The organism is Burkholderia reimsis (assembly GCF_003294055.1).
Classification (GTDB): domain Bacteria; phylum Pseudomonadota; class Gammaproteobacteria; order Burkholderiales; family Burkholderiaceae; genus Burkholderia; species Burkholderia cepacia.
Genome location: NZ_QMFZ01000068.1, coordinates 1 through 26049, shown reverse-complemented (window position 1 = coordinate 26049; position 26049 = coordinate 1). Strand labels below are relative to the sequence as shown.

The 26049-nt window shown below is 68.5% G+C and carries 20 protein-coding genes; 5 read left to right on the top strand and 15 right to left on the bottom strand.

The annotated features are described in order from the left end of the window. Positions 1-144 precede the first annotated feature (144 nt). Positions 145-1218, bottom strand: a complete 1074-nt coding sequence (locus tag DPV79_RS39610) for an alkene reductase (protein WP_113047981.1) — start codon at positions 1216-1218, stop codon at positions 145-147. A 168-nt stretch (positions 1219-1386) separates the two neighbouring features. On the opposite strand from DPV79_RS39610, the gene DPV79_RS39605 reads away from it, so the two are divergent. Then, positions 1387-2262: a LysR family transcriptional regulator gene (locus tag DPV79_RS39605; protein WP_113047983.1), complete on the top strand. Its 876-nt coding sequence runs from the start codon at positions 1387-1389 to the stop codon at positions 2260-2262. 30 nt (positions 2263-2292) lie between these two features. On the opposite strand, the gene DPV79_RS39600 is transcribed toward DPV79_RS39605, so the two are convergent. From DPV79_RS39600 to osmF, 7 genes are all read right to left on the bottom strand, one after another. Beyond that, positions 2293-2721 (bottom strand): lysozyme inhibitor LprI family protein, encoded by a 429-nt coding sequence (locus DPV79_RS39600; RefSeq protein WP_244321890.1) that lies wholly within the window; start codon positions 2719-2721, stop codon positions 2293-2295. Between the two features lie 27 nt (positions 2722-2748). Further along, complete coding sequence (locus DPV79_RS39595) at positions 2749-3423, bottom strand: lytic transglycosylase domain-containing protein (RefSeq protein ID WP_060067832.1); 675 nt, start codon at positions 3421-3423, stop codon at positions 2749-2751. Positions 3424-3592: 169 nt separating this feature from the next. Beyond that, positions 3593-3988: an NAD(+)--rifampin ADP-ribosyltransferase gene (arr, locus tag DPV79_RS39590; protein WP_021156322.1), complete on the bottom strand. Its 396-nt coding sequence runs from the start codon at positions 3986-3988 to the stop codon at positions 3593-3595. Positions 3989-4020: 32 nt separating this feature from the next. Further along, positions 4021-4791, bottom strand: coding sequence for an ABC transporter permease (locus DPV79_RS39585; RefSeq protein WP_113047982.1), 771 nt, complete (start codon positions 4789-4791; stop codon positions 4021-4023). Between the two features lie 14 nt (positions 4792-4805). Further along, positions 4806-5753: an ABC transporter ATP-binding protein gene (locus DPV79_RS39580; RefSeq protein ID WP_113047979.1), complete on the bottom strand. Its 948-nt coding sequence runs from the start codon at positions 5751-5753 to the stop codon at positions 4806-4808. After that, positions 5750-6928 carry an ABC transporter permease gene (locus DPV79_RS39575; protein WP_113047978.1) on the bottom strand — a complete coding sequence of 393 codons (1179 nt, stop codon included), beginning with the start codon at positions 6926-6928 and terminating at the stop codon, positions 5750-5752. The genes DPV79_RS39580 and DPV79_RS39575 overlap by 4 nt, the downstream gene beginning before the upstream one ends. Further along, entirely contained in the window at positions 6925-7848 is a 924-nt protein-coding gene (osmF, locus tag DPV79_RS39570) for a glycine betaine ABC transporter substrate-binding protein OsmF (protein WP_027790640.1), read from the bottom strand. The genes DPV79_RS39575 and osmF overlap by 4 nt, the downstream gene beginning before the upstream one ends. A gap of 164 nt (positions 7849-8012) precedes the next feature. Here osmF and DPV79_RS39565 point away from each other — a divergent pair, with 164 nt between their 5' ends. After that, on the top strand, positions 8013-8942 hold the full coding sequence (locus DPV79_RS39565) for a 2-hydroxyacid dehydrogenase (protein ID WP_113047977.1): 930 nt from the start codon (positions 8013-8015) through the stop codon (positions 8940-8942). Positions 8943-8963: 21 nt separating this feature from the next. On the opposite strand, the gene DPV79_RS39560 is transcribed toward DPV79_RS39565, so the two are convergent. Together DPV79_RS39560 and DPV79_RS39555 are read right to left on the bottom strand one after the other, a co-directional pair. Beyond that, entirely contained in the window at positions 8964-9332 is a 369-nt protein-coding gene (locus DPV79_RS39560) for an NUDIX domain-containing protein (RefSeq protein WP_113047976.1), read from the bottom strand. A 130-nt stretch (positions 9333-9462) separates the two neighbouring features. Next, positions 9463-11433, bottom strand: coding sequence for a Xaa-Pro dipeptidyl-peptidase (locus DPV79_RS39555; RefSeq protein ID WP_113047975.1), 1971 nt, complete (start codon positions 11431-11433; stop codon positions 9463-9465). Between the two features lie 591 nt (positions 11434-12024). On the opposite strand from DPV79_RS39555, the gene DPV79_RS39550 reads away from it, so the two are divergent. Then, positions 12025-12840 (top strand): hypothetical protein, encoded by an 816-nt coding sequence (locus DPV79_RS39550; protein WP_021163910.1) that lies wholly within the window; start codon positions 12025-12027, stop codon positions 12838-12840. 28 nt (positions 12841-12868) lie between these two features. On the opposite strand, the gene DPV79_RS39545 is transcribed toward DPV79_RS39550, so the two are convergent. Both DPV79_RS39545 and DPV79_RS42380 read right to left on the bottom strand, forming a co-directional pair. Next, on the bottom strand, positions 12869-14122 hold the full coding sequence (locus DPV79_RS39545) for a lipoprotein-releasing ABC transporter permease subunit (RefSeq protein ID WP_165843632.1): 1254 nt from the start codon (positions 14120-14122) through the stop codon (positions 12869-12871). Between the two features lie 11 nt (positions 14123-14133). After that, positions 14134-14418, bottom strand: a complete 285-nt coding sequence (locus tag DPV79_RS42380; protein ID WP_133295778.1) for a hypothetical protein — start codon at positions 14416-14418, stop codon at positions 14134-14136. Positions 14419-14430: 12 nt separating this feature from the next. Between DPV79_RS42380 and DPV79_RS39540 the strand changes: the two genes are divergently transcribed. Together DPV79_RS39540 and pbpC are read left to right on the top strand one after the other, a co-directional pair. Beyond that, a complete protein-coding gene (locus DPV79_RS39540; protein WP_113047973.1) occupies positions 14431-20427 on the top strand; it encodes an alpha-2-macroglobulin family protein in 5997 nt (1998 codons plus the stop codon). 45 nt (positions 20428-20472) lie between these two features. After that, positions 20473-22884 (top strand): penicillin-binding protein 1C, encoded by a 2412-nt coding sequence (gene pbpC, locus DPV79_RS39535; RefSeq protein ID WP_113047972.1) that lies wholly within the window; start codon positions 20473-20475, stop codon positions 22882-22884. Positions 22885-22915: 31 nt separating this feature from the next. On the opposite strand, the gene DPV79_RS39530 is transcribed toward pbpC, so the two are convergent. The 3 genes from DPV79_RS39530 to DPV79_RS39520 all read right to left on the bottom strand — a co-directional run. Then, positions 22916-24322, bottom strand: a complete 1407-nt coding sequence (locus DPV79_RS39530; RefSeq protein ID WP_113047971.1) for a methyl-accepting chemotaxis protein — start codon at positions 24320-24322, stop codon at positions 22916-22918. Between the two features lie 262 nt (positions 24323-24584). Further along, complete coding sequence (locus DPV79_RS39525; RefSeq protein ID WP_059492598.1) at positions 24585-25655, bottom strand: porin; 1071 nt, start codon at positions 25653-25655, stop codon at positions 24585-24587. A gap of 185 nt (positions 25656-25840) precedes the next feature. Next, on the bottom strand, positions 25841-26049 hold a 209-nt coding region (locus DPV79_RS39520), incomplete at its 5' end, for an AMP-binding enzyme (RefSeq protein ID WP_408732987.1).

Sequence of the window (26049 nt, the reverse complement as noted above, 5' to 3'; positions counted from 1 at the left end):
CTGACGCTCGTGTTCCGGGCCTTCTCGATCATGATCACCGCGCGCTCTTCGGCGCTCAGATGCTTGTATTTCGTCATCGCAACACCCTATCTCATCAAAGGTGTTGCACTTGAAGCTAGAGTCTAAGCTACCCTATGCGGCGCGTCAAGCCGCAGCCGCCCCATCCAACGCCGGATAATCCACATACCCGCGCGCATCGCCGCCGAAGAACGTGTCGCGCTGCGCGTCGTTCATCGGCGCGCCCGTCTTCAGCCGCGTGATGAAATCCGGATTCGCGAGCACCATCTGGCCGTACGCTTCGAGATCGGCAAGACCCGTCGCGACATCCGCGCCGATCGCGTCGCGCGCGCGGCCCGGCCGGTTCACGATCAGCGTGCCGCGCCAGCGCGCGCGCAGGTCCGCGAGCAGCGGCTCGTTGCCCTGGTGCATCACGTGCAGGTACGCGAGGCCGAGCCGGTCGAGCTGCGTCGCCAGGTAGCGATACAGGTCAGGCCCTTCCGCGCCTTCGTCGATGCCCCACAACGTGGTGCCCGGCGACAGGCGAATCGCGGTGCGGTCCGCGCCGATCTCGTCGGCGATCGCCTCGGCCACCTCGATCGCGAAGCGCGCACGATTTTCGATCGAACCGCCGTACGCGTCGCTGCGCGTGTTCGCGTTCGACGCGAAGAACTGCTGGACCAGATACCCGTTCGCGCCGTGGATCTCGACGCCGTCGGCGCCGGCCTCGATCGCGCGGCGCGCGGCGAAGCGGAAGTCGTTCACGGTGCCGCGCACTTCGTCGGTCGTCAGCGCGCGCGGCGCGGGAATCTCCTGCATCCCTTTCATCGTGAACATCGGCACGCCCGGCGCGATCGCGGAGGGCGCGACGCCCTGGCGATGATGCGGCGTATTGTCGGGATGCGACATGCGCCCCACGTGCATCAGCTGGATGAACAGGCGGGCGCCGCGCGCGTGCACGCGCTCGCTGACCGCCCTCCAGCCGGCGACGTGCGCATCGGTGTAGATGCCGGGCGTCGTCAGGTAACCCTGGCCGTCGTCCGACGGTTGCGTGCCTTCGCTGACGATCAGGCCGAGATCCGCGCGCTGCGCGTAGTACTCGGCGGCCAGTGCGCCGGGCGTGCCGTCGAACGCGGCGCGGCTGCGCGTCATCGGTGCCATGACCAGGCGGTTCTGCAGCGTGTAGCGGCCGACACGGGCCGGGGTGAACAATGCGTCCATGATGCGTGCTCCTCGAGAGTCGGGTAACGGCACCGGGGCGGTGCCGTCTCGGGCGCGGGCCGCGCACCGTGTGCGCGCCTCGTCGCCATGGACACATCATCCATTGCTTCTTTTTCGAGATAAATATGGTAGTTTGGATAACATTGATCCATTGATGGAGCAGTGGGCGTGGAACTGCTGAACGACATGGCGCTGTTCGTGGAGGTCGTGAAGGCGAAGGGTTTTCGCAGCGCGGCCGACGCGCTGGGGATGCCGAATTCGACGCTGTCGCGGCGCATCGGCGCGCTGGAAAAGGCGATCGGCTTGCGGCTGCTGCATCGCACGACGCGCCGGATCGAGCTGACGGAAGCCGGGCAGCTGTATTTCGAGCGCTGCAAACGTATCGTCGACGAAGCGCGGCTCGCGCACGAGCAGCTCGGCGAGTTGCTGGCCGAACCGGCAGGCGTGCTGCGCGCATCGTTTCCGGTCGATTTCGCGGTGGTCTACCTGGCGCCGCTGATCGTCGAATTCGCGAACCGCTACCCGAAGCTCACGTTCGATTTCGAACTGACGTCGCGGCGTGTCGACCTGGTGAGCGAACCGTTCGACGTCGCGATCCGCATCGGCGAATCGGCCGATTCGCAACTCGTCGCGCGGCGGCTCGCGACGTTCCGCAATCACCTGTATGCGTCGCCGCGCTATCTCGAGCGCGCGGGCGAGCCGCGCGAACCGGACGACCTGCGGCGGCATCAGTGCCTGAGCGTGCAGCGCGTCGATGCGTGGACGCTGCACGACGCCGCGCGGGAGATCGAGGTGCCGGTGGGCGGGCGTTTCATCGTGAACAGTGTCGGCATGGTCCGGCAACTCGCCGTGCACGAGGCGGGCATCATCCAGATGGCGGCGGAAGTCGTGGCCGACGACGTGGCCGCGGGCCGGTTGCGTCGCGTGCTGCCCGACTGGGAGGGTGCGCCCGTTCCGGTCTACGCGATGACGGAAACGCGCTTGCTGCCGGCGAAGACGCAGGTCTTCATCGAGTATCTGCGCGCGCATTTCGCGCAGGCGTGACGGGCGGCTGCGCGGACGATCGTCCGCCGTTCACTGCTGCGCCGGCTGCGGCGCGTTGCCCTGCGCTTCCCATTTCTTCAGGATGCGCACGCGCGCCTGGCTGAAGTCGACCCAGCAGTTCAGCCACGCGTCGTCCGGAAACATCTGCTGCGGATTGGCGGCTCTGACGTAGTCGCAGGTGTCGCTCGCGAAGCCGTGCCAGCTTGCCTGCGACTTCGCGAGCTGTTTCGCCGCATCGGGGTTGCGTTGCCGGGTCTTGCGTTCGAGCGACCGGTACGCGCGTTCCACTTCCTGGTTGTTGTTGTCGACGATGCATCGGCGTACCGCATCCATCGTCGGCCCCTGCTGTTCGCAATCGACCGCGGCGAACGCGGACGCTGTGCCGCTCGCGAGCGCGGCGACGGCGAGAAGGCGGGTGGCGTACCGGATCGTGTCGCGCATGCGCGGAGAGGGAGTCATGGGGCGGGACGTGTGCGACGTACCTGCTTATTGCGCGTTGCGCGCCGACGTCGATGTCGACGTCGATTCGCTCACCGGCACCATCCGCGCCTTCGTTTCGTTCGCGGCTTTCGCGTCGTCGTCGGGTTCGAGCACGAACCGGAACGAATCGACCCGCTGCATGACCTTCGCCGCATACGCGCTGGATCCGCCGCTGTAGCTCTTCAGCCCGGCCTGCACGTTGCCGCCGGCCGCTTTCACGTAGCTGGAGAGAATCCGGGAGCCGGCCTCGACGTTCGCATTCGGTTCGGTCAGGTCCTTCACGTTACGCAGCATGCCGCGGTGTGCGGACGGCACGACCTGCATCAGTCCGGTCGCGCCGTGCTGGCCGCGCGCCTTTTCCTGGAAGCGCGATTCGATCGAGATGATGGCGTAAACGAGTGCGGGAGGCAGCGAATATTTCGTCGCAGTGACGCTCACGATATCGGCGAGCTTGGCGGCCCGTTCCTTCGCGACACCGAATTTCTTCGTCAGGTAGGACGTGATGCGGCGGTTTGCTTCGTTCGGCTGATCGTCGGCGTTCGCGAGCGGCGCGGAGGCGACAGCCGGCGCCGACGCCAGCACGTCGGGCGCAGAGGCAGGCGCTGCGGGCGTTTGCTGAGCCGATACCTGTTGCGCAATGCCGAGCGAGAGCACGATCAGCCAGAAAAAGCGTCGTCGCATGGTCGAGTGCGGGGAAATGGGAGGCGCATAGTATATCGGCCAATCGGGCAAGACGGTCGAGCGCCGGCTCGAATGAAAGCGATGTGTAGGCTTGTGACGTTCGCAACGATCGACGCGGCGATCGTTGCGGCGATCGTTGCGTGGACACGCATCGGAGTCCGGATGACCGCTAGTTGATGATCTCGCCGATGCCGGTTTCGATGCGGATTCTCAGTTGCTGAATGAACGCCGGATCGTACGGTTCCCAGTGATCGAGTTCGCCAACGATCTTCAAAGGCGATGTGCTTCGATACGAGCGCGTCGGATTGCCCGGGAATTTCTTGTCCGTGACGTTCGGGTCGTTTTCGAATGCCCCGGTGGGCTCGACGATATAGACCCGCGGCTTGCCGTCGCCTTTGGCCATTTCCGCGGCAAGGCCGGCGCCCTTGGGCAGGGCCGTGAAATAAACGTGATTCATCACGACATCATCCCGGTAATTCGATCTGAAGCCCGCCGTCAGCAAGTCGCCGATCCGCAAATCCGCTTTCGTGCCATGAAAAAACGGGCCGGTGTCCAGGACAGCCATGGCTTCTCCCTTGGAAAATGTCGCGATGACTTCTAGGCGCGCCGCGCGCTCGCCACTCGCGCGATCGCGCCGATCGCATCGCTGACGAGCACCGCGAGCAGCCCGACGATCACGCCGCCCTGCAGCACGAACGCGGTATTCGACGTCTGCAGGCCCGCGATGATCACGTCGCCGAGGCCGCGCGCGGCGACCGTCGAGCCGATCGTCGCGGTGCCGAGATTGATCACGACCGCGAGCCGGATGCCGTTGACGATCACCGGGAACGCGAGCGGCAGCTCGACCGATAGCAGTTGCTGCCAGCCGCTCATCCCCATCCCGCGCGCGGCGTCGACGACATCGCGCGGCACGTCCTCGAGCCCCGCGATCGTGCTTTCGAAAACCGGCAAGAGGCCATACAGCACGAGCGCGATCAGCACGGGTTTCAGCCCGAAGCCGACGGCCGGCACCGCGAGCGCGAGCACCGCGACCGGCGGGAAGGTCTGGCCGATGTCGACGACGCTGCGCGCGACCGGCAGGAAATCCGCGCCGGCCGGCCGCGTGACGAAGATCCCGGCCGCCACCGCGACGATCGTGCCGATCAGGCTCGACAGCGCGACCGTGCCGAGATGCGCGAGCGTCAGGTCGAGCAGGCTCGCGCGATCGTAGATGACGGGCGCGCCGTTGTCCGCGAACGGTGCGAAAAGGCCCTGCAGCCACATCGGCCGCACCAGCAGCACGAGCAGCAGCGCGAGCGCGGCGGCGCGCGCCGTGAACGCGGCAACGTGGCGGGGCAGGGGCGAACGCAAGGGCCGTGTGCGTTGCATGGTATCCGGCGTCGTCATGCGGGCTGCCTGGCGTGCGCGCGGATCGCGTCGAGGGTGATGCGGCGCGTGCCGCGCGCGTTGCGTGCATCGCCGTCGTCGACGGGCAATGCGTCGACACCGCGCCACAGCAGTTCCGACACCGCATCGCGCAGCGTGCGCGTCGCGTCGATCGGCTCGCCGTCCGCATGGCCGGGTTCGGCCACCGCGTCGATCGGCGTCAGCGCGAGCAGGCGCAGCGGCCGGTCGACGCCCGCGACGAGCTGCTCGACGACACCGGCCGCCGGCTTGCCGAGAATCTCGGCCGGCGGCGCGACCTGCAGCAGCCGGCCGCCGTCCATCACCGCGATCGTGTCGCCGAGCTTCAGCGCTTCCTCGATATCGTGCGTGACGATCACGACCGTGATGCCGAGTCGGCGCTGCAACGCGAACAGGTCGTCCTGCGCCTTGCCGCGGATGATCGGGTCGAGCGCGCCGAACGGCTCGTCCATCAGCAGCATCGCGGGCTCGGCCGCGAGCGCGCGCGCGACGCCGACACGCTGCTGCTGGCCGCCCGACAGTTCGTGCGGCAGCTTGTTCGCGAACTCGGCCGGCGCGAGATGGAACAGCTCGAGCAGTTCGTTTACGCGCGCGTCGATGCGCGCGGCCGGCCAGCCGAGCAGGCGCGGCACGGTCGCGATGTTGCGCGCGACGCTCCAGTGCGGAAACAGCCCGTGCCCCTGGATCGCGTAGCCGATGCCGCGCCGAAGCTGTTCGGGCGCGACGGTCGCCGTATCGACGCCGTCGATGCGGATCGTGCCGCTGGTGGGGGCGATCAGCCGGTTGATCATGCGCAGCAGCGTCGACTTGCCGCTGCCCGACGCACCGACGAGCGCGGTGATCGTGCCGCGCTGCATCGTCAGCGAGACGTCGTCGACGGCGACGACATCGCCGAAGCGTTTGCCTGCATGTTCGATCTCGATCATCCTGTACGCCCCTTCGCGAGCGTGGTCGCGGCTTCGAATATGACGGCGGCCACCAGCGCGAGCGCGATCGTCGGGATCGCGCCGAGCAGCACGAGATCGGCGGCCGATTGCCCGATCCCCTGGAAGATGAAGGTGCCGAACCCGCCGCCGCCGATCAGCGCGGCGACCGCGGTCAGCCCGATGTTCTGCACGAGCACGATGCGCACGCCGCTCAGGATCACCGGCAGCGCGAGCACGAGGTCGACATGCAGCAGCCGCTGCGCGCGCGTCATGCCCATCGCGCGCGCGGCTTCGGTCACGTGCGGCGGCACCTGTCCGAGCCCGACCACGACACTCGACGCGATCGGCAGCAGCGAATACAGGAACAGCGCGAGCACGGCCGGCGCGACGCCGATGCCGCGGATGCCGAGCGCGGCCGCGAGCGGCACGTGTGCGGCCAGCAGCCCGAGCGGGGCCATCATCAGCCCGTACATCGCGATGCTGGGGATCGTCTGCACGACATTGAGCACGGGCATCGCGACGGTCCGCACCGCCGCGATGCGCGCGCAGGCGATGCCGAGCGGCACGCCCGCGACGAGCGCGGCGGCCACCGAGCCGCCCGCGAGCGACACGTGACGGATCGCTTCGCGCCAGAAATCGTCGCTGCGCACCGCATATTCGCGCATCACGGAGAGGCCGTCCCACCAGCCGCTCGCGAGCGGCACCGAGATCGCCGCGATCGCGACGACGAGCGCGGCGAGGCGCCGCCACGGGCCGAAGGCGAGCCGTGCGAGCGCGTCCGCGACGAGCACGGCCCACGCGAACAGCAGCAACCAGACGCCCGCGTCGGGCGACACGCGCGCGAGCATGTCGTCGGCGGCGACGACGTGCGTTGCCGCCGCGCCGAGCGCGTATGCGAGCGTCGCGAGCCATGCGCAGCCGGCCGCGAGCCGCCACGCGGGGCGGCTCGCCTTCATCGCCCACAGCGCGCCGACGATCCACAGCGCGGCCAGCGCCGCGCCCTGCATCGCCGGCAGCGCGGCGAACACCGACAGCCCCGTGCCGGCCGCGATCCGGTTCGGCCGCAGCACGACGAACGGCAGGGCGAGCACCGCGACGATCGTGAGGATTCCGATCAGGATGCCGACCTTGTCGGGGATCACGCGCCGCGCGGACGCCGCCGCGCGTTCGGTCATTTCACGAAGCCCTTCGCTTTCAGGTAGCTTTTCGCGACGCCGGCCGCCGGCTCGCCGTTGATCTGGATGCGCGCGTTCAGCGACTGCAGCGTCTTCAGGTCGAGGCTCGCGAACACCGGTTTCAGGTAATCGGCGATCTGCGGGTGCGCTTTCAGCACGGCTTCGCGGATCACGGGCGCCGGCGCGTAGACGGGCTGCACGTGCTTGTCGTCGTCGAGCACCGCGAGGCCGCTCGACGCGATGCCGCCGTCGGTGCCGTACACCATCGCCGCGTTCACGCCGTCGGTCTGGTTCGCGGCGGCCTTGATCGTCGCGGCCGTGTCGCCGCCCGACAGCACGACGAGCTGCTCGGGCTTCAGCTTGAAGCCGTACGCTTTCTCGAACGACGGCAGCGCCGATGCGCTGTTCACGAATTCGGCGGACGCGGCGAGCTTCACCTTGCCGCCGCCCGCGACCCACTTGCCGAAATCGGAGAAGGTCTTCAGGTGCTGCGACTGCGCGACGGGGGCGAGCAACGCGACTCCCCACGTGTTGTTCGCGGGCGCCGGGGCGAGCCACACGAGATGGTTCGCCGCGTAGTCGAGCTTCTTCGCGGCGTCGTAACCCTGGCTCGCGTTCTTCCACAGAGGATCGTCGGCCTTGTTGAAGAAGAAGGCGGCGTTGCCCGTGTATTCGGGGTAGATGTCGATCTCGCCGCTCGTGAGCGCCTTGCGAACGATCGGCGTGGTGCCGAGCGCGATCTTTTCGGTGACGGGGATGCCGTGCGCCTTCAGCACTTGCGAAATCAGGTTGCCGAGCAGGTTGCCTTCGGTGTCGATCTTCGACGACACCACGACGGGTGCGTCGGCATGCGCGCCGGGTGCGACGAGGGCAGCGGCGAACGCGAGGCCCAGAATCCGGGCGGGCAGGGCGAGCTTCATGAGCCAATCTCCAGGACGGGGGCGTAGGCCGCACGTTACTTGACTGGGCGGGCTTTGGCAAACCGCGTGCGGCGGCGTGTCCACAGCCCGCGTGGGGGTAACCCGCATGAGTCACGCGGGCTTGTTACACTCGATTTCGTCTCCGCCTGCCGACAATTGCTGACATGAAACCCGAGCTGCTGGTCCTCATCGCATTGCGCGGCGACGCGCACCGCGAGATCGCCGCGTCGTTCGACGTGCGCCATGCCCCGACTGCCGAAGAACGCGAACGCGCGATCGCCGAACACGGCGGCACGATACGCGCGGTGCTGACCAACGGCAGCACGGGGCTCACCGGCGCCGAGATCGACCGGCTTCCGCTACTCACGTTCGTCAGCGCGCTCGGCGCGGGCTACGAGCACATCGACGTCGCGCATGCGAAGGCGCGCGGCGTCACGGTCGTGACGGGCGCCGGCACCAACGACGATTGCGTGGCCGATCACGCGTTCGCGCTGCTGCTCGCGGCGGTGCGCAACGTGGTGCCGCTCGATGCGAAAACCCGTGCCGGCGTGTGGCGCGACGGGCTGCCGATGCCGCCGAACGTGTCGGGCAGGAAGCTCGGCATCGTCGGGCTCGGCAAGATCGGCGAGAAGTGCGCGCGTCGCGCAGCCGGCTTCGACATCGAGATCGGTTATCACAACCGGTCGGAGAAGAACGTTCCTTATCGCTACTTCGACCGCGTCGACGCGCTCGCGCAGTGGGCCGATTTCCTGATCGTCGCGACGCCGGGCGGCGCGGGCACGCGGCACCTGATCGACCGCACCGTGCTCGATGCGCTCGGGCCGGGCGGTTTTCTCGTCAACGTGTCGCGCGGCAGCGTTGTCGATACCGCTGCTTTGGCAGACGCGTTGCGCGAAGGGCGCATCGCGGGCGCGGGGCTCGACGTGTACGAAGGGGAACCGGAACCGCCGCGCGCGCTGACGGATCTCGACAGCGTCGTGCTGACGCCGCACATGGGCGGCTGGTCGCCGGAGGCGCTCGATCGCTCGGTGCAGCAGTTTCTCGACAACGCGAAGCGGCATTTCGCGGGGCAGCCGGTGTTGACGCCGGTGTGATGGCCGCAGGGCGGGCGCGAGTCAGCCCGCCTGTCTGCAGAATTCCCAATAGAAATCCGGCAGGTTCGCCGGCTTGCCGCCATCGAGGTCGATCCAGCCGAACTGGTTGTGCTCGTCGCTCAGGACGATTTCGTGCCGATCGACCCGGCACTCGAAGCACACGATGAGCACACGCTTGCCCGGCACGACCTCGCACGAGCGGCTCGCCACGTAGCGGATCGCCGAGACGACGATTCCGCATTCCTCGCGCACTTCGCGCGCGATGGTTTCCTCGAGCGATTCGCCGGCTTCGGGCCAGCCGCCCGGCAACTCCCATTCGTCGCGTGGATTGCTCAGGAACAGGACCGAGCGTCCGTCACGGACGATGGCTTTTGCGCTGAGGGGGATCATGAGGGGCACCGTTGGCGTTCGACTTTCGCAGCGTAGCGCAGGTGTGCCGTTCCTGCAGCGATCCCCCGCCTGCGCTGACGAGCGCGCAGACGGGGGAGGCGGCGCCGTTACGCCGGACGCCGGCGTGCGGTTACACGCCTGCCGACGACGAAGCCAGCGGCACCGTCACCGACGTCCCGGCCGGATCGAGCGTGAGGCCCGTGCCCGGCGTCGGCCGCAGCGTTGCCTCGTTGTCGCTGGACAGGACGACGAGCCCCAGCCGGTGGCCGGCTTCCAGCTTGTAGTCACGCGGCATGAAGGTCAGCTTCAGGTCGTACGGCAAGCCGGGCAGCACGGGGTCCGACAGCCACTCGGAGAGCCGGTTGCGCGGGTCGGTCCATGCGCGCGTGACGATCGTGGCCGTGCCGTCCGGCGCGCGATCGACCAGCAGGGCCGTCACGTTGGCCACCGCCGTGAAGGTCAGCCTGACGCGTGCGGTCGCGGCACCGGACAGGCGTGTCGCGGCCGTGAGCGGCGCGGTTTCGAAGCGGCTGCGGTTTTCACCCGTCGCTGTGTTCGCCAGCGTGAGCGCAGGGATGCGCGCATCGTCCGTGAAGCGCGCGAGCGGGCCGCCGGTCGGCTGCCGCAGCAGCGTGCCGGTGCCCGCGCCGTCGCCGCCGGCAAAGTACGTGACCGGCGTGGCGTGGCGTGCGGCCCAGTCCGCTTCCTTCAGCAGCGTGCCGTCCGCCTGCTCGATCACCGCGCGCGGATCGCGTTCGACGCCGTTGTCGTAACCGATCAGGTAACGCGTAAACCAGCGGTTCACCTCCGCGGTCCACGCATCGGCCATCGCCGGCACGCGGGTCGGGTCGGTGTGCTTCAGGCGGTGCAGCCACAGCTGCGTCGGCACGCCCTGGCGCCGCATCGCGAGATACCACGACGTCGACTGGTCGACGCGCACGTTGTCGTCGGTCAACCCTTGCGCAACGAGCGCCGGCGCGACCGCGAAGCCGGTCGGGATGTCGCGCGCGGCCCAGAACGGCGAATAGTCGCCGGTCTTGCGGTCTTCCTGCTGCAACGCTTCGTCGATCAGGTGCGTGCAACGCTCCGGATGCGCGTTCGTCAGCAGCGCCTTGATGTACACGTCGACGTCTTCGCCCTGATAGCCTTCCGGCGCACGCACGAGCCCGCCCGAGCGGTAGTAGCCGTACATGTTCGTCAACCCGGCGACCGGCACGATCGCATCGAGCCCGCGCGTGCGCAGGCTCGCGACCATCTTCGGCAGCGTGCCGTCGTACGACACGCCGTACATGCCGACGTGGCCCGTCGACCAGTTCGCGACGACCGTCTTGCCGTTCGCGTCCTTCGCGGTCGCGTCGCGGCCGAGCCAGCGGATCACCGATGCCATCGCGACCGATTCGTCGCGCGTGAGGATCGTCGGGCAACCGTCCGAGCCGGCGGTGCCGAGCGAATCCGCGTAGACGATCGTGAAGCCGCGCGGAATGAAGTAGCCCTCGATCCACGAGCGCCCGGCGGCGGCGGCTTCCACCTGCTGCAGCATCCGCACCTGCGGCGCGGCGGCCATGATGCGCGCGGAGGTCGACGCGGCCGCGGCCGCCGACGCATTGGCGGCGGGGTGCGGCGTGCCGTCGAGTTCGACGTCGACGTTGTGGTCGGGGCTGTCGGCGAGGCCCGCGTAGTACGGGCTCGCGAGCACGATGACGGGCGTGCGTGCGCCGTTCGCGGTTTCGGTCGGGCGCACGATGCGCACGTGGATGCGGTCGCGCGTGCCGTCGCCGTCGGAATCGACCGACGTGTCGACCCACGCGTTCTCCTCGATCGTGCCGCCCGACAGCGACGGCTGCACCTGGCCGTTCGCGATCACGGGGCGGTAGCGGCCGCCGCTGGCCGGATTGGCGTACGGGACGCCGGACGGCGAGAAGCGTGATGCGAGCGACTGCTTGTCGGCCGCCGATGCGGCGGCCCCCTCCTGTTGGCCCTGCGCGAGCGCCGAGACGCCCGCCACGCTGCCGCCGTCGTCGCCGCCGCACGCGGCGAGCGTCGTGGCCGCCACGAGCGCGGGAAGCCACGCGCGACGCAATCCGGTTCGATGAATGTCCATTGTCGACCTCTTGTTGTGATTGTCCGGAACCGGCCGGCCCGCGATATGCCCCCCGCGGCCCGGCCGGGTGCTGCATCGGATGAAGCGGAACTGCACCTTCGAAAGCGCCGGGCGCGATGCCCGGGTGTCACGGCCGGCGTCGACGCGCGTCACGCGTCGCGCAACCCGGCGGGTGTCGGGGCGACTGCATTGCCCCGACCGGAAAGCGTCAGCACGGCGGCCGGTTCATGACGCACGGTCGGCCCGGGGCCGGCGGCGCGAAATGAATGGAGGAGTGCGAATCAAATGCGGGCATGCCCGATCTTCCTTCAGGTTTCAGATGAAACGGAACGGCACGATGCGATGAGGCGGGGATGGTGCGAACGGCGGTGCTGCAACGGCAGGAAAGCGCGACGCGAGTCGGCGAGGCGAGCCGGATTGCTTTCCGGAAGCTTGCGCAAACTTATCTCAGTGAAATCTCGGTGTCAAACTTTTTTAGCTCAAGTCAAACAAAGTATTGGCACGTGCTTCGCGATCGATGTGCGATCGGTCTAAATTTCCTCGAAATTTGTCCGTAAACGGTAAAAAACGGATTGAAAGGAGAGAGAGGGCATGACGATTTCAGTTACGGCAGCGAGCGGCCTGACGCTCGCGCAGATGGTGCAGGAAGCCGCGCTCGACGGGCGTCGACAGGCGGACACGTCGGCCGGTAAACCGCAGGACACGCCGCTTGAGATCCGGGCGCTGGACCCGGTCGCGATGCAGGCGGCGCGCACGAAGCAGATGACGATCCTGGGCGACCTGTCGACGAAGCTGCGCGACGTCACCAGCCAGCTCGCGACGAGCCTGCAGGAGATCATCGCGAAGCGCCCGGACCTGGCCGACGCGAAGTTCGACTTCATGACCGACAACGGCCGGATCAAGGTCGTGTCGAAGACGATGACGGAGAGCGATCGCGCGTGGGTGGAGTCGACGCTGAACGCGAACGCGGGCCTCGTGCTCGCGACGCGCGAGTTTCACCAGCAGGCCGTCGACTTCGCCGAGCAGGGCGCCGCCGCGGTGGGCGACACGTTCTCCGACGACGATCGCAAGGTGGCCAGCCAGCGCGCCGACGCGGACTTCCTCTTCATGAAGGAGATGAATGCGTCCGTCGCGCGCAACCGGAAATTCGAAGAGGTCGGCGGGCATTTCACCACGCAGGACGGCACGCGGCTGAACTTCGACGAGTCGGCCGGCAGCGCGCGCGGCACGCTCGCGCTGCTGGATACCGATCGTCAGTTGTCGTCGGGCGCGGCGATCTTCGTCAGCGACGTGTCGGGGCAGAAGACGTACGGCAGGCGTGCGGGCCTGATCGACGTCGGCTTCGGGAACGCGTTCGAGGACATCCTGAACGGCACCCATAGCCTCGGTTTTCACGAGACGGCATGACGGCGCGCCGTGCCGAAGCGCCGCGCGCCTATTCGTCGCGCAGCGCTTCGGCCGGCCGTACCCGCGCGGCGCGCCAGCTGGGGTAGAGCGTCGCGACGCACGACATCAGGAACGCGGCCGCGGCGATCTCGATCACGTCGGCCACCGCGAGCTTCGACGGCAGCGAACTGAGGAAGTACACGGACGGCGTCAGGAAGTGGATGCCGAGCAACCGCTCGACCGCCGGCAGCACCCACGGGATGCTCACCGCGATCGCGCAGCCGAGCGCGACGCCCGCCAGTGTGCCGGTGAGGCCGATCGTCATCCCCTGGATCGCGAAGATCTTCATGATCGACCCGGGCGGCGCGCCGAGCGTGCGCAGGATCGCGATGTCGCCCTGCTTCTGCGTGACGGTCATCACGAGCGACGACACGAGGTTGAACGCGGCGACCGCGACGATCAGCATCAGGATCAGCGACAGCATGCGCTTTTGCAGCCGCTCGGCCTCGAACCACGTGCGGTTCTGCCGCGTCCAGTCGCGGATGTAGAGATCGCCCGACAGCGAGCGCGACAGTTCCAGCGCGACGTCCGGCGCGCGCTGCAGATCGTCGAGGCGCAGCCGGATGCCGGTCGGCGCGCGCACGTTGAACAGCGTCTGCGCGTCGCGGATATGGATGTATGCGAGCGCGCTGTCGTACTGGTAGTGGCCCGACTCGAACGTGCCGACCACGTTGAACTGCCGGAACTGCGGCAGCGCGTCGCCGATGCGCGCGGTGTTGCCGGGCGCGAAGAACGTGATGCGGTCGCCGATCTTCACGTGCAGCGCGTCGGCCAGCGCCGAACCGAGCACGATGCCCATCCCGCCCGGCACGAGCGCGTCGAGCCGCCCCGTCTTCGGCTTGCGCGCGATCTCGGACACGCGCGGCTCGAGCACGGGGTCGATGCCGCGCAGCGCGACGCCCGTCACGCTGCCCGCGTTCGTCAGCAGCGCCTGCGCGTCGACGTAGGGCGCGACGGCGCGCACCGCCGGGTTCCGCAGCGATTCGTGCGCGGTGAGCCGCCAGTCGGGCATCGCGCCGGTGGGCGAGAAGATCTCCACGTGCGCGAGCACCGACAGCATCCGGTCGCGCACTTCGGTCCGGAAACCGTTCATCACCGACAGCACGACGATCAGGGCGGCGACGCCGAGCGCGATGCCGGCCATCGCCGCGCCGGCAATGAACGACACGAAGCCGTCGCCGGCCGAGCGCCGGCCGCCGCGCGCGTAGCGCAGCCCGATCTGCCATTCGAACGGGAATTTCAAGCGGGTTCCTTTCATTTCGATTCGATTCGTGCCGAGCCGCGCATTCTAGCGAACGCGGCGCGGGTGCGCGCAGCGGTTGGGGCGGCGCGCCGAAATCCCGCCCGACCGGCCGGTCGACGGCCGGCGTTGCGCGCCGGCACACCGATATTTCCATCGTTTCGGGTCTGATCGATAATGGCGGCCAGCATCCGGTCGAACACCACATTCCAAGCATTCCGGCGCAACCAGGGCCGCGCCGTCACAGACCAATAAATCTCGGGGAACGCCGCCGAAGCCGGCCGCACGTCCTTGAACAAGGAAATAACAACATGGATTTGCTGCGCTTCCTGCTGCTCCTGCCGATTCGCGCGGCGGGCTTCGTCTGGTGGCTGCTCGGCTGCGCGCTGCGGCCGCTGGTCGGCGACGTGTCGTGGACGGCGCCCGCGTGGATGGGCATCACCGCCGCGGCCGTGCGCCGCCGCCCGTGGCACGCCGGCGGCCTCGTGCTGCTCGCGGCCGCGCTCGGCTACGGCGGTTACTGGTTCAAGCATCGGCCGAAGCCGCCGGAGCCCGAGACCGTCACTTTCACCGTGAAGGCGCCGCCGATCACCACCTATGAGGTGGACGACAGCGACAAGCCGAAGATCACCGTGCATCCGCTCGACGTCGTGTTCGCGCAATCGGCCGCGCCGATCGAGCAGGTCGGCAAGCCGGCCGGAGACGGCATCGAGATGACGCCCGCGCTCAAGGGCGCGTGGGCGTGGGTCGACGACAAGACGTTGCGCTTCACGCCGGCGGCCGACTGGCCGGTCGGCGCGCACGTCGAGGTGCGTTTCGCGGTGCACCGGGTGTTCGCACCGCAGGTGACGATGCACGACGACCGCTTCGCGTTCGATGTGCCCGCGTTTGCCGCCACGTTCGGCAACAACGAGTTCTACCGGAATCCCGACAATCCCGCGGAGAAACAGGCGCTGCTGCAGCTGCACTTCAACTATCCGGTCGATCCGGCCGAATTCGAGAAGCGCATCGGCCTCGTGCTGGTCGGCCGCGACGGCAAGAATGCGACGCCGCTGCGCTACACGGTCAACTACGACAAGATGAAGACGAGCGCGTGGGTGTATTCGCAGCCGCTCGAGATTCCGCGCGATCCGCTGGTCGCACGGCTCGACGTCGACAAGGGCGTGAAGAGCGCGCGCGGCGGCAACGGCACGCCCGACGTGCTGCATGCGTCGGTCGACGTGCCGGGGCTGTACAGCCTGTCGATCGACAACATCGCGCCGACGCTCGTCGACAACGAGCGCTACGAGCCCGAGCAGGTGCTCGTCGCGGAAGCGTCCGACGGCGTGCGCAGCGCCGATCTCGCCGCGCGCGCGAAGGCGTGGGTGCTGCCGAAGCGCAAGCCGGGCGTCGATCAGTCGGACGACGATCCGCCGTACGAATGGAACGTGGCCGACATCAGCGAGGCGGTGCTGAAGCAGTCGAAGCCGCTGCCGCTCGAGGCGGTGCCCACCGAGAACGATTTCGCGACGCTGCAGAGCTTCAAGTACCACGCGACGCCGGGCGAGCGCGTCGTCGTGCGGTTCGAGGGCGACTTGAAGTCGGCCGGCGGCTACCTGCTCGGCAAGCCCGTGACGACCGCGTTCACGGTGCCCGACTATCCGAAGCTGCTGCGCTTCATGGCCGACGGTTCGCTGCTGTCGATGAGCGGCAGCAAGCGGTTGTCGGTCGTGTCGCGCAACCTGTCGGGGATGAAGGTCGAGATCGGCCGCGTGCTGCCCGACCAGCTCCAGCATCTCGTGAGCTTCAACAACGGCACGTACGCGCGGCCCGAGCTGTCGTATTCGTTCAGCGAGGATCACATCGTCGAGCGCTTCGTGCAGACGCGCGCATTCCCGGCCGGCGACCCCGGCAAGGCGCATTACGAAGGCATCGATCTCGGCCAGTACCTGAAGGGCGGCAAGCGCGGCGTGTTCCTGCTGCACCTGACGAAGTACGATCCGGCCGCCGAGAAAAAGAAAGCCGACGATGCGAAGGATGGCGATGCATCGTCCGGCGACGGCAGCCAGGATCAGTCCGACAACGCCGATTCGGGCGACAGCAGCGGCAACGGCGACGATAGCGACAGCGCGCTCGGCGATACGCGCCTGATCGTCGTGACCGATCTCGGGATGCTGGTCAAGAAGGCGCTCGACGGCAGCCAGGACGTGTTCGTCCAGTCGATCCGCACGGGCAAGCCGGTTGCGGGCGCAACGGTATCGGTGCTCGCGGTGAACGGCCAGGCGCTGTTCACGCAGACGACCGCCGCCGACGGCATCGTGCATTTCCCGGCATTCAAGGGGCTCGACCGCGAGAAACGTCCGCAGCTGTACGTCGTGAAGAAGGACACCGACCTGTCGTTCCTGCCGGTGGCCGGACGCGATCGCCAGCTCGACTTCTCGCGTTTCGACGTCGACGGCGAGCGCAATGCGACGGGCCAGGGGCAACTGTCCGCGTACCTGTTCTCGGATCGCGGCCTGTACCGGCCCGGCGATCCGTTCCACATCGGCCTGATCGTGCGTGCCGCGAGCTGGGCGCGCAGCCCGGCCGGCGTGCCGCTGCAGGCGGAGATCGTCGACCCGCGCGGGATCACGGTCGAGCGCAAGCCGGTGACGGTCGATGCGTCGGGCTTCACCGAGCTCGGCTATACGACGGCCGAAACGGCGCCGACCGGCACGTGGACGGTCAACCTGTACATCGTCAAGGACGGCCAGCCCGGCGCGGAGCCGATCGGCAGCACGACGGTGCAGGTGAAGGAGTTCCTGCCGGACCGGATGAAGGTCGACGCGAAGCTGTCGCAGCAGGTCGTCGAAGGGTGGGTGAAGCCGAAGGGGCTGAAGGGCGTCGTCGACGCGCAGAACCTGTTCGGTACGCCGGCGGAGAAACGTCGCGTCGCGGCGACGCTGACGCTGCGCCCGGTGTGGCCATCGTTCCGCAGCTGGCAGGGTTATCACTTCTTCGACGCGCGCCGCGCGAAGGAGGGCTACACGACGACGCTGCAGGACGGCACGACCGACGAGCACGGCCATGCCGAATTCGACCTCGACCTCGACAAGTTCGCGGACTCGACCTACCAGCTCTACTTCCAGGCGAAGGCCTATGAAGCGGAAGGCGGGCGCAACGTCGCCGCGAACGCGCAGACGCTCGTGTCGAACAACGACTGGCTCGTCGGCTACAAGTCCGTCGACGATCTCGGCTACGTGAAGCGCGGCAGCCCGCGCACGGTGCGGCTCGTCGCGATCGATCCGAACGCGAAGGCGATCGACGTGAAGGGCCTGCGCGCGCAGCTGGTCGAGGAGCGCTACGTGTCGGTGCTGACCAAGCAGGATTCCGGCGCATACAAATACGATTCGCGGCTGAAGGAGGTGCCCGTCGACGAGAAGCCGCTGACGATTCCGGCGGCCGGGCTCGACTTCACGCTGCGCACCGACAAGCCGGGCAGCTATGCGCTCGTGATCCGCAACGCGGACGGCGCCGCGGTGAACCGGATCGAGTATTCGGTCACGGGCGACGCGAACGTCACGCGTTCGCTCGACCGCAACGCGGAGCTGCAGGTGAGCCTCGCGAAGCACGACTACAAGCCCGGCGAGCAGGTCGAGATCGCGATCCGCGCGCCTTACGCGGGCAGCGGCCTGATCACGATCGAGCGCGACAAGGTGTATGCGCACGCATGGTTCCATGCGGACACGACGAGCTCGATCCAGCACATCACGGTGCCGGCCGGTTTCGAGGGCAACGGTTACATCAACGTGCAGTACATCCGCGATCCGTCGTCCGATGAAATCTTCATGAGTCCGCTGAGCTACGGCGTCGTGCCGTTCTCGGTGAACCTCGATGCGCGCCGCAACGCGCTGTCGGTCGATGCGCCGGCGCTCGTGAAACCCGGCGACACGGTGAATTTCACCGTGAATTCGGCGAAGCCCGCGAAGGTCGTCGTGTTCGCGGTCGACGAGGGCATCCTGCAGGTCGCGCGCTACAAGCTCGGCGATCCGCTGAAGTTCTTCTTCCGCAAGCGGATGCTCGAAGTCGGCACGTCGCAGATCCTCGACCTGATCCTGCCGGACTTCGAGAAGCTGATGGCGATGGCCGCGCCGGGCGGCGACGCCGACGACGCGATCGGCCGTCAGTTGAACCCGTTCAAGCGCAAGCGCGACAAGCCGGTCGTCTACTGGTCGGGGATCGTCGACGTGAACGGCGACACGCGCCTGAGCTACACCGTGCCCGACTACTTCAACGGCAAGCTGCGCGTGATGGCCGTGTCGGTTTCGCCGGACCTGGTCGGCACGTTCGAGGGCGCGACGACGGTGCGCGGCGACTTCGTGCTGTCGCCGAACGTGCCGACGACGCTCGCGCCGGGCGACGAGGCCGACGTCAGCGTCGGTGTCGCGAACAACCTGACGGGCGCCGGCAACCAGCCGGTGCCGGTCGCGGTCACGCTGAAGACGGGGCCGCAGTTGCAGGTGATCGGGCCGGCCACGCAGAACGTCGCGCTCGCGCCGCAGCACGAGGGCGTCGCGATGTTCCGCGTGAAGGCGACCGATACGCTCGGCTCGGGCGCATTGTCGTTCGCTGCGCGCTACGGCGCGAAGGGCGCGCAGCAGCGCGTCGACGTGTCGGTGCGGCCGGCCGCCGCGTTCCGCACGCAGCTCGACATCGCGCGGCTCGACCCGGGCAAGAAGGCGAGCGTGCCGAACCTGCGGTCGATGTACGACGCGTATGCCTCGCGCGACGCGAGCATCTCGACCGCGCCGCTCGTGCTGTCCGAAGGGGTGGCGTCGTATCTCGTCAACTTCGAGCACTACTGCAGCGAACAGATGGTGAGCGCGGCCGTGCCGCGCGTGTTCGCGGCGAAGTGGCTGTCGGTGCGCGCGCTGACGAGCGCGATGCATGCGACCGACGCCGGCGCCGACACGACGAACGCGGCGGCGATCGCGCAGTTCCTCGGCGTGCTGCGCGGCCGGCAGAACGCACAGGGCGGGTTCGGCCTGTGGAGCGCGACGCCCGACGCCGATCCGTTCGTGTCCGCGTACGCGATGCACGTGTTGCTCGACGCGCGCGAGCGCGGCATCGCCGTGCCGAAGGACATGCTCGACGCGGGCAACCAGTATCTGCAGAAGCTCGCGGCGAACGATTCGCTCGGCTCGCTCGACCTGCTGCGCCAGCGCGCTTACGCGGTGTACTTGCTGACGCGCCAGGGCAACGTGACGACCAACAGCCTCGCGGCCGTGCAGAAGCGGCTGCAGGACGCGTATCCGAACGACTGGAAGAACGACCTCGCGGCCGCCTGGCTTGCCGCGTCGTACCAGCTGCTGAAGCAGGACAAGGAGGCCGCGGCGCTGATCGCGGGCCCGCAGGCGCTGCTCGAGCGCAAGCGCGCGTCCGACGGCGGTTACGCGACCGGCTACTACCTCGATCCGCTGACGCGCGACGCGAGCGTGCTGTACCTGATCGCGAAGCACTTCCCGGAGCGCGTGCGCAAGCTGTCGCCGCGCGCGATGGACAACCTCGCCGCGCCGCTCGTCGACAACCGCTACAACACGCTGTCGTCGGCGATGACGATTCTCGCGCTCGATGCGTATGCGGCGTCGAGCGCGGGGCAGCTCGACCAGCTCGCGATCGACGAGGTGCGCGCGGGCGCCGCGCCGAAGGACGTGTCGTCGATCCAGGCGAACCTCGTGCGCTCGGGTACGTGGGCGGCCGGTGCGTCGCGTGTCGACTTCGTGAACGGCAGCACGCTGCCCGCGTGGTGGATCGCGAGCCAGTCGGGCTACGACCGCGGCACGTCGACGAAGGCGATCAGGAACGGCCTGGAGATCGTGCGCGACTACACCGACACGGACGGCAAGCCGCTCGGGAAGATCACGCTCGGCCAGGAGATCGACGTGCACCTGAAGATCCGCGCGACGGGCCAGGCGAACGTCGGCAACGTCGCGATCGTCGACTTGCTGCCCGGCGGCTTCGATCCGGTGATCGCGCCGCCGCCCGTCGCCGACACGCAGGACGGCGACAGCGACAGCGGCGCGTCGGCGCCGGCGGCCGATGCGCCGTGGCGTTCGCCGATCGGCGTCAAGGGCTCCACGTGGCAGCCGCAGTTCGCGGACGTGCGCGAGGACCGCGTAGTGATCTACGGCACGGCGACGACCGACGTGCGCGAGTTCGTCTACCGGATCAAGGCGAGCAACGCGGGCCGCTTCGTCGCGCCGCCGGCTTATGGCGAGTCGATGTACGACCGCCGCGTGCAGGCACAGGCACCCGGCGGCACGGCGTTGACCGTGGAGCGCGTGCGATGACGACGCGGCTGCAACGGCCGTGCCGGGTGCGCGGAGCGCCTGCGCGTGGCTGACGCCCCGGTGTTGCGGCGCGCGCTGCGCGGCGCCGGCCGCTGGCTGCATCGCTGGCAGAACTGGATCGCCGGCGCGCTGCTCGTATTCGGTGCGCTGGCCGCGTGCCGGCTGTGGCCGCATCCGCCGCTGCGCGACTGGAAGCCGTCGTCGGTCGCGGTGGTCGATGCACAGGGCCGCTTGTTGCGGCTCACGCTCGCGAAGGACGACCGCTACCGCCTGTGGGTGCCGCTCGACCGGATGTCGCCGCAGCTCGTCGAGGCCGTGATGCTGCACGAGGACCGCTGGTTCCGCTGGCATCCCGGCTTCAACCCTTACGGCCTCGCACGCGGTGCGTGGATCACGTATGTGCGCGGCGGCAATCCGCAGGGCGGCTCGACGCTGACGATGCAGCTCGCGCGCTCGCTGTGGCGGCTGAACACGCGCACGCCGGCGGGCAAGCTCGAGCAGGTTGCGCGCGCGGTGCAGCTCGAACTCTTCTATTCGAAACGGCAGATCCTCGAAGCCTATCTGAACGATGCGCCCTACGGCCGCAACGTCGAAGGCGCGGGCACCGCGAGCGTCGTGTATTTCGACCGGATGCCCGATGCGCTGACGCTGCCCGAGGCGCTCGCGCTCGCGGTGATTCCGCAGGACCCGGCGCGGCGCGTGCGCGGCGGACAGGACGAGATCAACCGTGCGCTGGCCGCGTCGCGCAACCGGCTGTATGCGCGCTGGCTGACGAAGCATCCGCGCGATGCGTCGCTCAAGCCGCTGTTCGCGTTGCCGCTGGCGATGCGGCCCTTGTCGGCCCTGCCTTTCGATGCGCCGCACGCGGTCGGCCAGGCGCTCGCCGCACGCAGCGCGTGGCGCACGGCCTCGGGCGGTGCGCCGGACGACAGCGACGGCGGCGCGCGGCTCGTGACGACGCTCGATCTCGACCTGCAGCGCACGCTCGAACGGCAGATCGCGCGTTATGTCGCGCGCAACGACACGCGCGGCGTGCGCAATGCGGCGGCCATCCTCGTCGATACGCGCGACATGGGCGTGAAGGCGCTGGTCGGTTCCGCGAACTTCTTCGACCGCACGATCGACGGGCAGGTGAACGGCACGCTCGCGCGGCGCTCGCCGGGCTCGACGCTCAAGCCGTTCATCTATGCGCTCGGTTTCGACCAGGGCGTGCTGCACCCGCAAACGGTGCTGCGCGACGTGCCGACCGCGTTCGGCCCGTATGCGCCGGAGAATTTCGACGGGCATTTCCTCGGGCCGATCACCGCGACCGACGCGCTGAACCGCAGCCGCAACGTGCCGGCCGTGTGGGTCGCGTCGCAGCTCAAGTCTCCCGACCTGTACCGGTTTCTGCAGGAAGCCGGCGTGCGCCGGCTCGCGAGCGCGCAGCACTACGGGCTCGCGCTCGTGCTCGGCGGCGGCGAAGTGACGATGCAGGATCTCGCGGGCCTCTACGCGATGCTCGCGAATCGCGGCGAATTCCGGCCGCTGCGGCTGCGCGCGGACGAACCGGCGCTGCCCGGCCGGCGCTTGTTGAGCGCGGAGGCGAGCTACATGACGATGGACATGCTGCGCCAGCATCTGCGCCCCGACGAAACGAGCGGCGCGCAGCCGTCGAGCGTGCCCGTCTACTGGAAGACCGGCACGTCATGGTCGTTCCGCGATGCGTGGACGGCCGGCGTGTTCGGCCCGTACGTGCTGGTCGTGTGGGTCGGCAATTTCGACAACTCGACCAATACGGCGTTCGTCGGCGTCGACGCGGCCGCGCCGCTGTTCTTCCAGGTCGTCGACGCATTGAATGCCGAGCGCACGCTCGTCGAGCCGCCGCGCGCGGTGCCGCCGCGCCTGAAGCGCGTGCGGATCTGCCTCGCGAGCGGCGACCTGCCGAACGAGTGGTGCCCGCAGCAGGGCTGGACGTGGTTCATTCCGGGCACGTCGCCGATCCGCGTGAGCACCGTGCACCGGCCGGTCGTGATCGACGACGCGACGGGGAAGGCCGCGTGCCCGCCTTACGACGGCAAGCGCACGCATACGGAGATCTTCGAGTTCTGGCCGTCGGATCTGCAGCAGGTGTTCGTGCAGGCCGGCATTGCGCGCCGGCGGCCGCCGCAGAACGCGGAGTGCCGCGACGCGGGGCAGGTCGACGGCGATCCGCCGCGCATCACGTCGCCGCTGCGCGGCAGTACGTATGCGATGCGCGTGAAGAGCACGGAGGAGACGCGCATCGCGTTCAACGCGACGGCCGATGCGAGCGCGCATGCGCTGTACTGGTTCGTCAACGATGCGTTCGTCGGGCGCAGCGTGCCGGGCGATGCGCTGTTCTGGCAGCCGCGGACGGCCGGCAGCTATACGGTGCGCGTGGTCGACGATCACGGCCGCGGCGATCAGCGGCCGCTGGCGGTGGGGCTCGAACAGTAATGGACGACGGCCTGCCGGTGCAGGCCCGGACTCAGACGCTGTAGCCGATCCGCAGCACGCCCCATGGCCGTCCGCCGACGACGATGGGTGCGGAAACATCCTTCATCAGCGCGAAGTTGCCGTTGCCCATGTCGCGCCGATAGGTCTGCAGCAGGAACGGCTTGGTATGCGACACGGAGGTGCGCGCCGTGCGGTCCGTGTAGATCCGGCGATTCCGGCAGTTCGCGGCGTTCCACGCGGCGTCCGCGCGCTGGGGCAGCGAAAATTTCCGGTTGTGGGTCGGCAGGTAGCACTGCCGGTCGAAGCTCGCGCAATAGACGATGCGCGCGTCGATCCCGAGCACCGGCTCCTGGATGGCCGGCAGCACGCGATCGGTGAAGTCGGTGAAGCGCGTCATGAACTGCTGCGGATCGGTGCCGGGAATCGGCACGTAGTGCGCGTCGAAGAGCGCGTCGAGTGCGATCTCGCCGCGCCCGACCGCTTCCTCGAAGAGCTTGCTGATCGCGGCGGCCGTGTGCCGCGCGGTGTCGATCAGGCGCGTGTCGGGCGATTCGATGCCGGTCGCGGCCGTGAGTTCGATGAGCGTCTCGGAGACGGAGAGCAGGTTGCCGAGCCGGTCCTTGGCCTGCGAGAAGTTGTCGCTCGAATCCTCGACGCCGGATGCCATCTCGCCGACCTGTTCGTCGAGCCGGTGGCATTGCGTCTCGATTTCGTCCGTCAGCGACGCGATCTGCTCGGCCTCGCCGGCGAGCTCGGTGATCGCGTGCCCGGTCGCGTGCACGACCTCGCCGATCGTACGCGTGCCCTCGCGCACGCGATGCGCGCGGGCGGCGTTGTCGGTTCCTTCCGCGATCAGGTGTTCGGTCTGCTCGGCGAGGCGCGCGAGGGTCGTCTCGATCTGGGCCGTCGCCTGTCCGGTCTTCGCGGACAGGTTCTTGACCTCGGCCGCGACGACGGCGAAGCTGCGGCCCGAATCGCCGGCGCGTGCGGCCTCGATCGCGGCGTTCAGCGCGAGCAGGTGAGTCTGTCGCGCGATCACGGAGATATCCTCGGACACGGCGCGTACATGATCGAGCGCGTCGCGCAGCGCACCCATCTGGTTGCCGATCGACGTGACGCCTTCGACGAGGCCGTGGATGTCGGTGAGCGACGCCTCGATCGTCTGTTGCGACTGGCGAACCGCGTCCGACGCGTTCGCGCTCACGGCGCGCACCTGCTGCGCGGCCTCGGCAATCCGGTGGTTGCCGCGCAACGTGACGGCGGCCGACTCGCGCAGCGTGTGGCAGACCTCCGCCTGTCGGGCGACGCGGGCCGCGACTTCCTCGACGTGACCCGACACGTCGCAGATCTCGATGCCGAGCTTGCCGGCCTGCTCGGCGATGTCGCCGACGAGCGCGCGCGACGAACGGTGGCCGCGGCCGATTCCGAAGAAGTTCACGTTGCTGGGTCTCCTTGAAGGCACGCGTGCCTGGTTATTGGCGGATGCTGGGCGTGCGTTCCTGTCTTGACGGCAGCGAGGGCACGGACTTGAGGTCGGGTAAACATCGAGACCGGGATCGGGGTGGCGGGTCGTCCGGCCGGTGCCGCGCGTTGCCTGCCATTCACGGCGTTTGCTGCTTTTGCGGTGTTTGCGGCGGCCGTGTTCCGGCGCCGGGCCGGCCGGGCGCACGCGGGCTGCCCGGCCGGCCGGACGCGCCGCGTCAGAACACGTGGTGGATGCCGGCGTTGACGCCGACCGTCGTGCCCGGCAACCCGAACAGCGCGCCGCCGGTGATGCCGAGGCCCGTATTCATCGCGCCATGGTTGTTGACGACACCGACCTGCGCGTACAGGCCCGTTCGCTTCGACAGGCTGTAGTCGGCGCCGAGCGCGGCGAGCAGCGAATGATTGTGCGAATCGTTGCGATCGATCGTGTACCACGCGCCGGTGTTCAGGTCGAGGGCCGGCGTGACACGATAGTCGAGGCCGGCGCTGTACACGTTGTTGCTGAACGAACCGGCAACCTTGTAGCTCGTGAACGACGCCTTGCCGGTCACGGGCCCGAACGTGTAGGCGGTGCCGATCGTGCGGCCGACGAACGCGACCGTGCTCGATACCGGCGTCGGCGACGTGCCGCCGTTGCCGTCGTAGAGCGCCGCGTTGAGCATGAAGCCGCCATTCGCATACGTGAGACTGCCGGAATACTGGCGTCCCGCCTGGAAGTCCCCGGCTTTTCCGCCGAAGCCGAACATCGCGCTGCCCGTGAGCCCGGCGATCGTCGGGCTCGTGTACGAAATCGCATTCGGGTTGAAGAGACCGGTGACGAGCACGTTGTCGACGTAGGGGATCAGCGCGGCGCCGAAGTGCGAAACGTTGCGCGGGTCCGATCCGAGCACCGCGAGCACGAACGGCGAGAACTGCAGGCCGACCTTCGTTTCGCCGAACCCGCCGTCGATCCCGACCCACGCCTGGCGGCCGAAGAAGTTGCCGTTCGAATGGCCGAACGCCCCGTCGGTGATGTTGAAGCCGCTCTCGAGCTTGAACTTCGCGTGCAGCCCGCCGCCGAGATCCTCGGTACCCGTCAAGCCGAAGTTGGTCGGCGTCATGCCGGTGTCGGTCAGCGCGAACTGGCGGCCCGCATTGCCGCCGGTCGTCGAATCGAGCGACCGGCTCGTGTAAAGCAACGCGGCGTCGAGGTCGCCGTACAGCGTGACGCTGCTCTGCGCGAAAACACTCGTGCTCGCCGCCGCGCCGAGCAGCGCCGCGCAAATCGTCCGTGTCGTGATCTTCATCGTTTGTCTCCGTTTTGTTGAATTTAGTAATACGTATAGCTAATTAATATTGCGGCGGCGGAATCGACGCGTGCCGCCTGCACGCCGTGCCGTCGGGGAACGCACGGCGGTGCTTCGCGAGGGCCGGAATGCGACCGCATCCCGGCACCGCGACGAAGCGAAACGCTCCGCCCGGGCGGGCGGTGTTACAGCGAACGGTTCAACTGCTCGAGGATGGCCGGGTTCTCGAGCGTGGACGTGTCCTGCGTGATCGCTTCGCCCTTGGCAAGCGAACGCAGCAGGCGCCGCATGATCTTGCCCGAGCGCGTCTTCGGCAGGTTGTCGCCGAAGCGGATGTCCTTCGGCTTCGCGATCGGCCCGATCTGCTTGCCGACCCAGTCGCGCAGCGTCTTCG

Coding starts and splice junctions, on each gene's coding strand:
- DPV79_RS39560 (WP_113047976.1), bottom strand. CDS start 9,332: ATGATCCCCCTCAGCGCAAAAGCCATCGTCCGTGACGGACGCTCGGTC.
- DPV79_RS39610 (WP_113047981.1), bottom strand. CDS start 1,218: ATGGACGCATTGTTCACCCCGGCCCGTGTCGGCCGCTACACGCTGCAG.
- DPV79_RS39565 (WP_113047977.1), top strand. CDS start 8,013: ATGAAACCCGAGCTGCTGGTCCTCATCGCATTGCGCGGCGACGCGCAC.
- DPV79_RS39595 (WP_060067832.1), bottom strand. CDS start 3,423: ATGCGACGACGCTTTTTCTGGCTGATCGTGCTCTCGCTCGGCATTGCG.
- osmF (WP_027790640.1), bottom strand. CDS start 7,848: ATGAAGCTCGCCCTGCCCGCCCGGATTCTGGGCCTCGCGTTCGCCGCT.
- DPV79_RS39600 (WP_244321890.1), bottom strand. CDS start 2,721: ATGACTCCCTCTCCGCGCATGCGCGACACGATCCGGTACGCCACCCGC.
- DPV79_RS39580 (WP_113047979.1), bottom strand. CDS start 5,753: ATGATCGAGATCGAACATGCAGGCAAACGCTTCGGCGATGTCGTCGCC.
- DPV79_RS39540 (WP_113047973.1), top strand. CDS start 14,431: ATGGATTTGCTGCGCTTCCTGCTGCTCCTGCCGATTCGCGCGGCGGGC.
- arr (WP_021156322.1), bottom strand. CDS start 3,988: ATGGCTGTCCTGGACACCGGCCCGTTTTTTCATGGCACGAAAGCGGAT.
- DPV79_RS39555 (WP_113047975.1), bottom strand. CDS start 11,433: ATGGACATTCATCGAACCGGATTGCGTCGCGCGTGGCTTCCCGCGCTC.
- DPV79_RS39585 (WP_113047982.1), bottom strand. CDS start 4,791: ATGCAACGCACACGGCCCTTGCGTTCGCCCCTGCCCCGCCACGTTGCC.
- DPV79_RS39550 (WP_021163910.1), top strand. CDS start 12,025: ATGACGATTTCAGTTACGGCAGCGAGCGGCCTGACGCTCGCGCAGATG.
- DPV79_RS39575 (WP_113047978.1), bottom strand. CDS start 6,928: ATGACCGAACGCGCGGCGGCGTCCGCGCGGCGCGTGATCCCCGACAAG.
- DPV79_RS39525 (WP_059492598.1), bottom strand. CDS start 25,655: ATGAAGATCACGACACGGACGATTTGCGCGGCGCTGCTCGGCGCGGCG.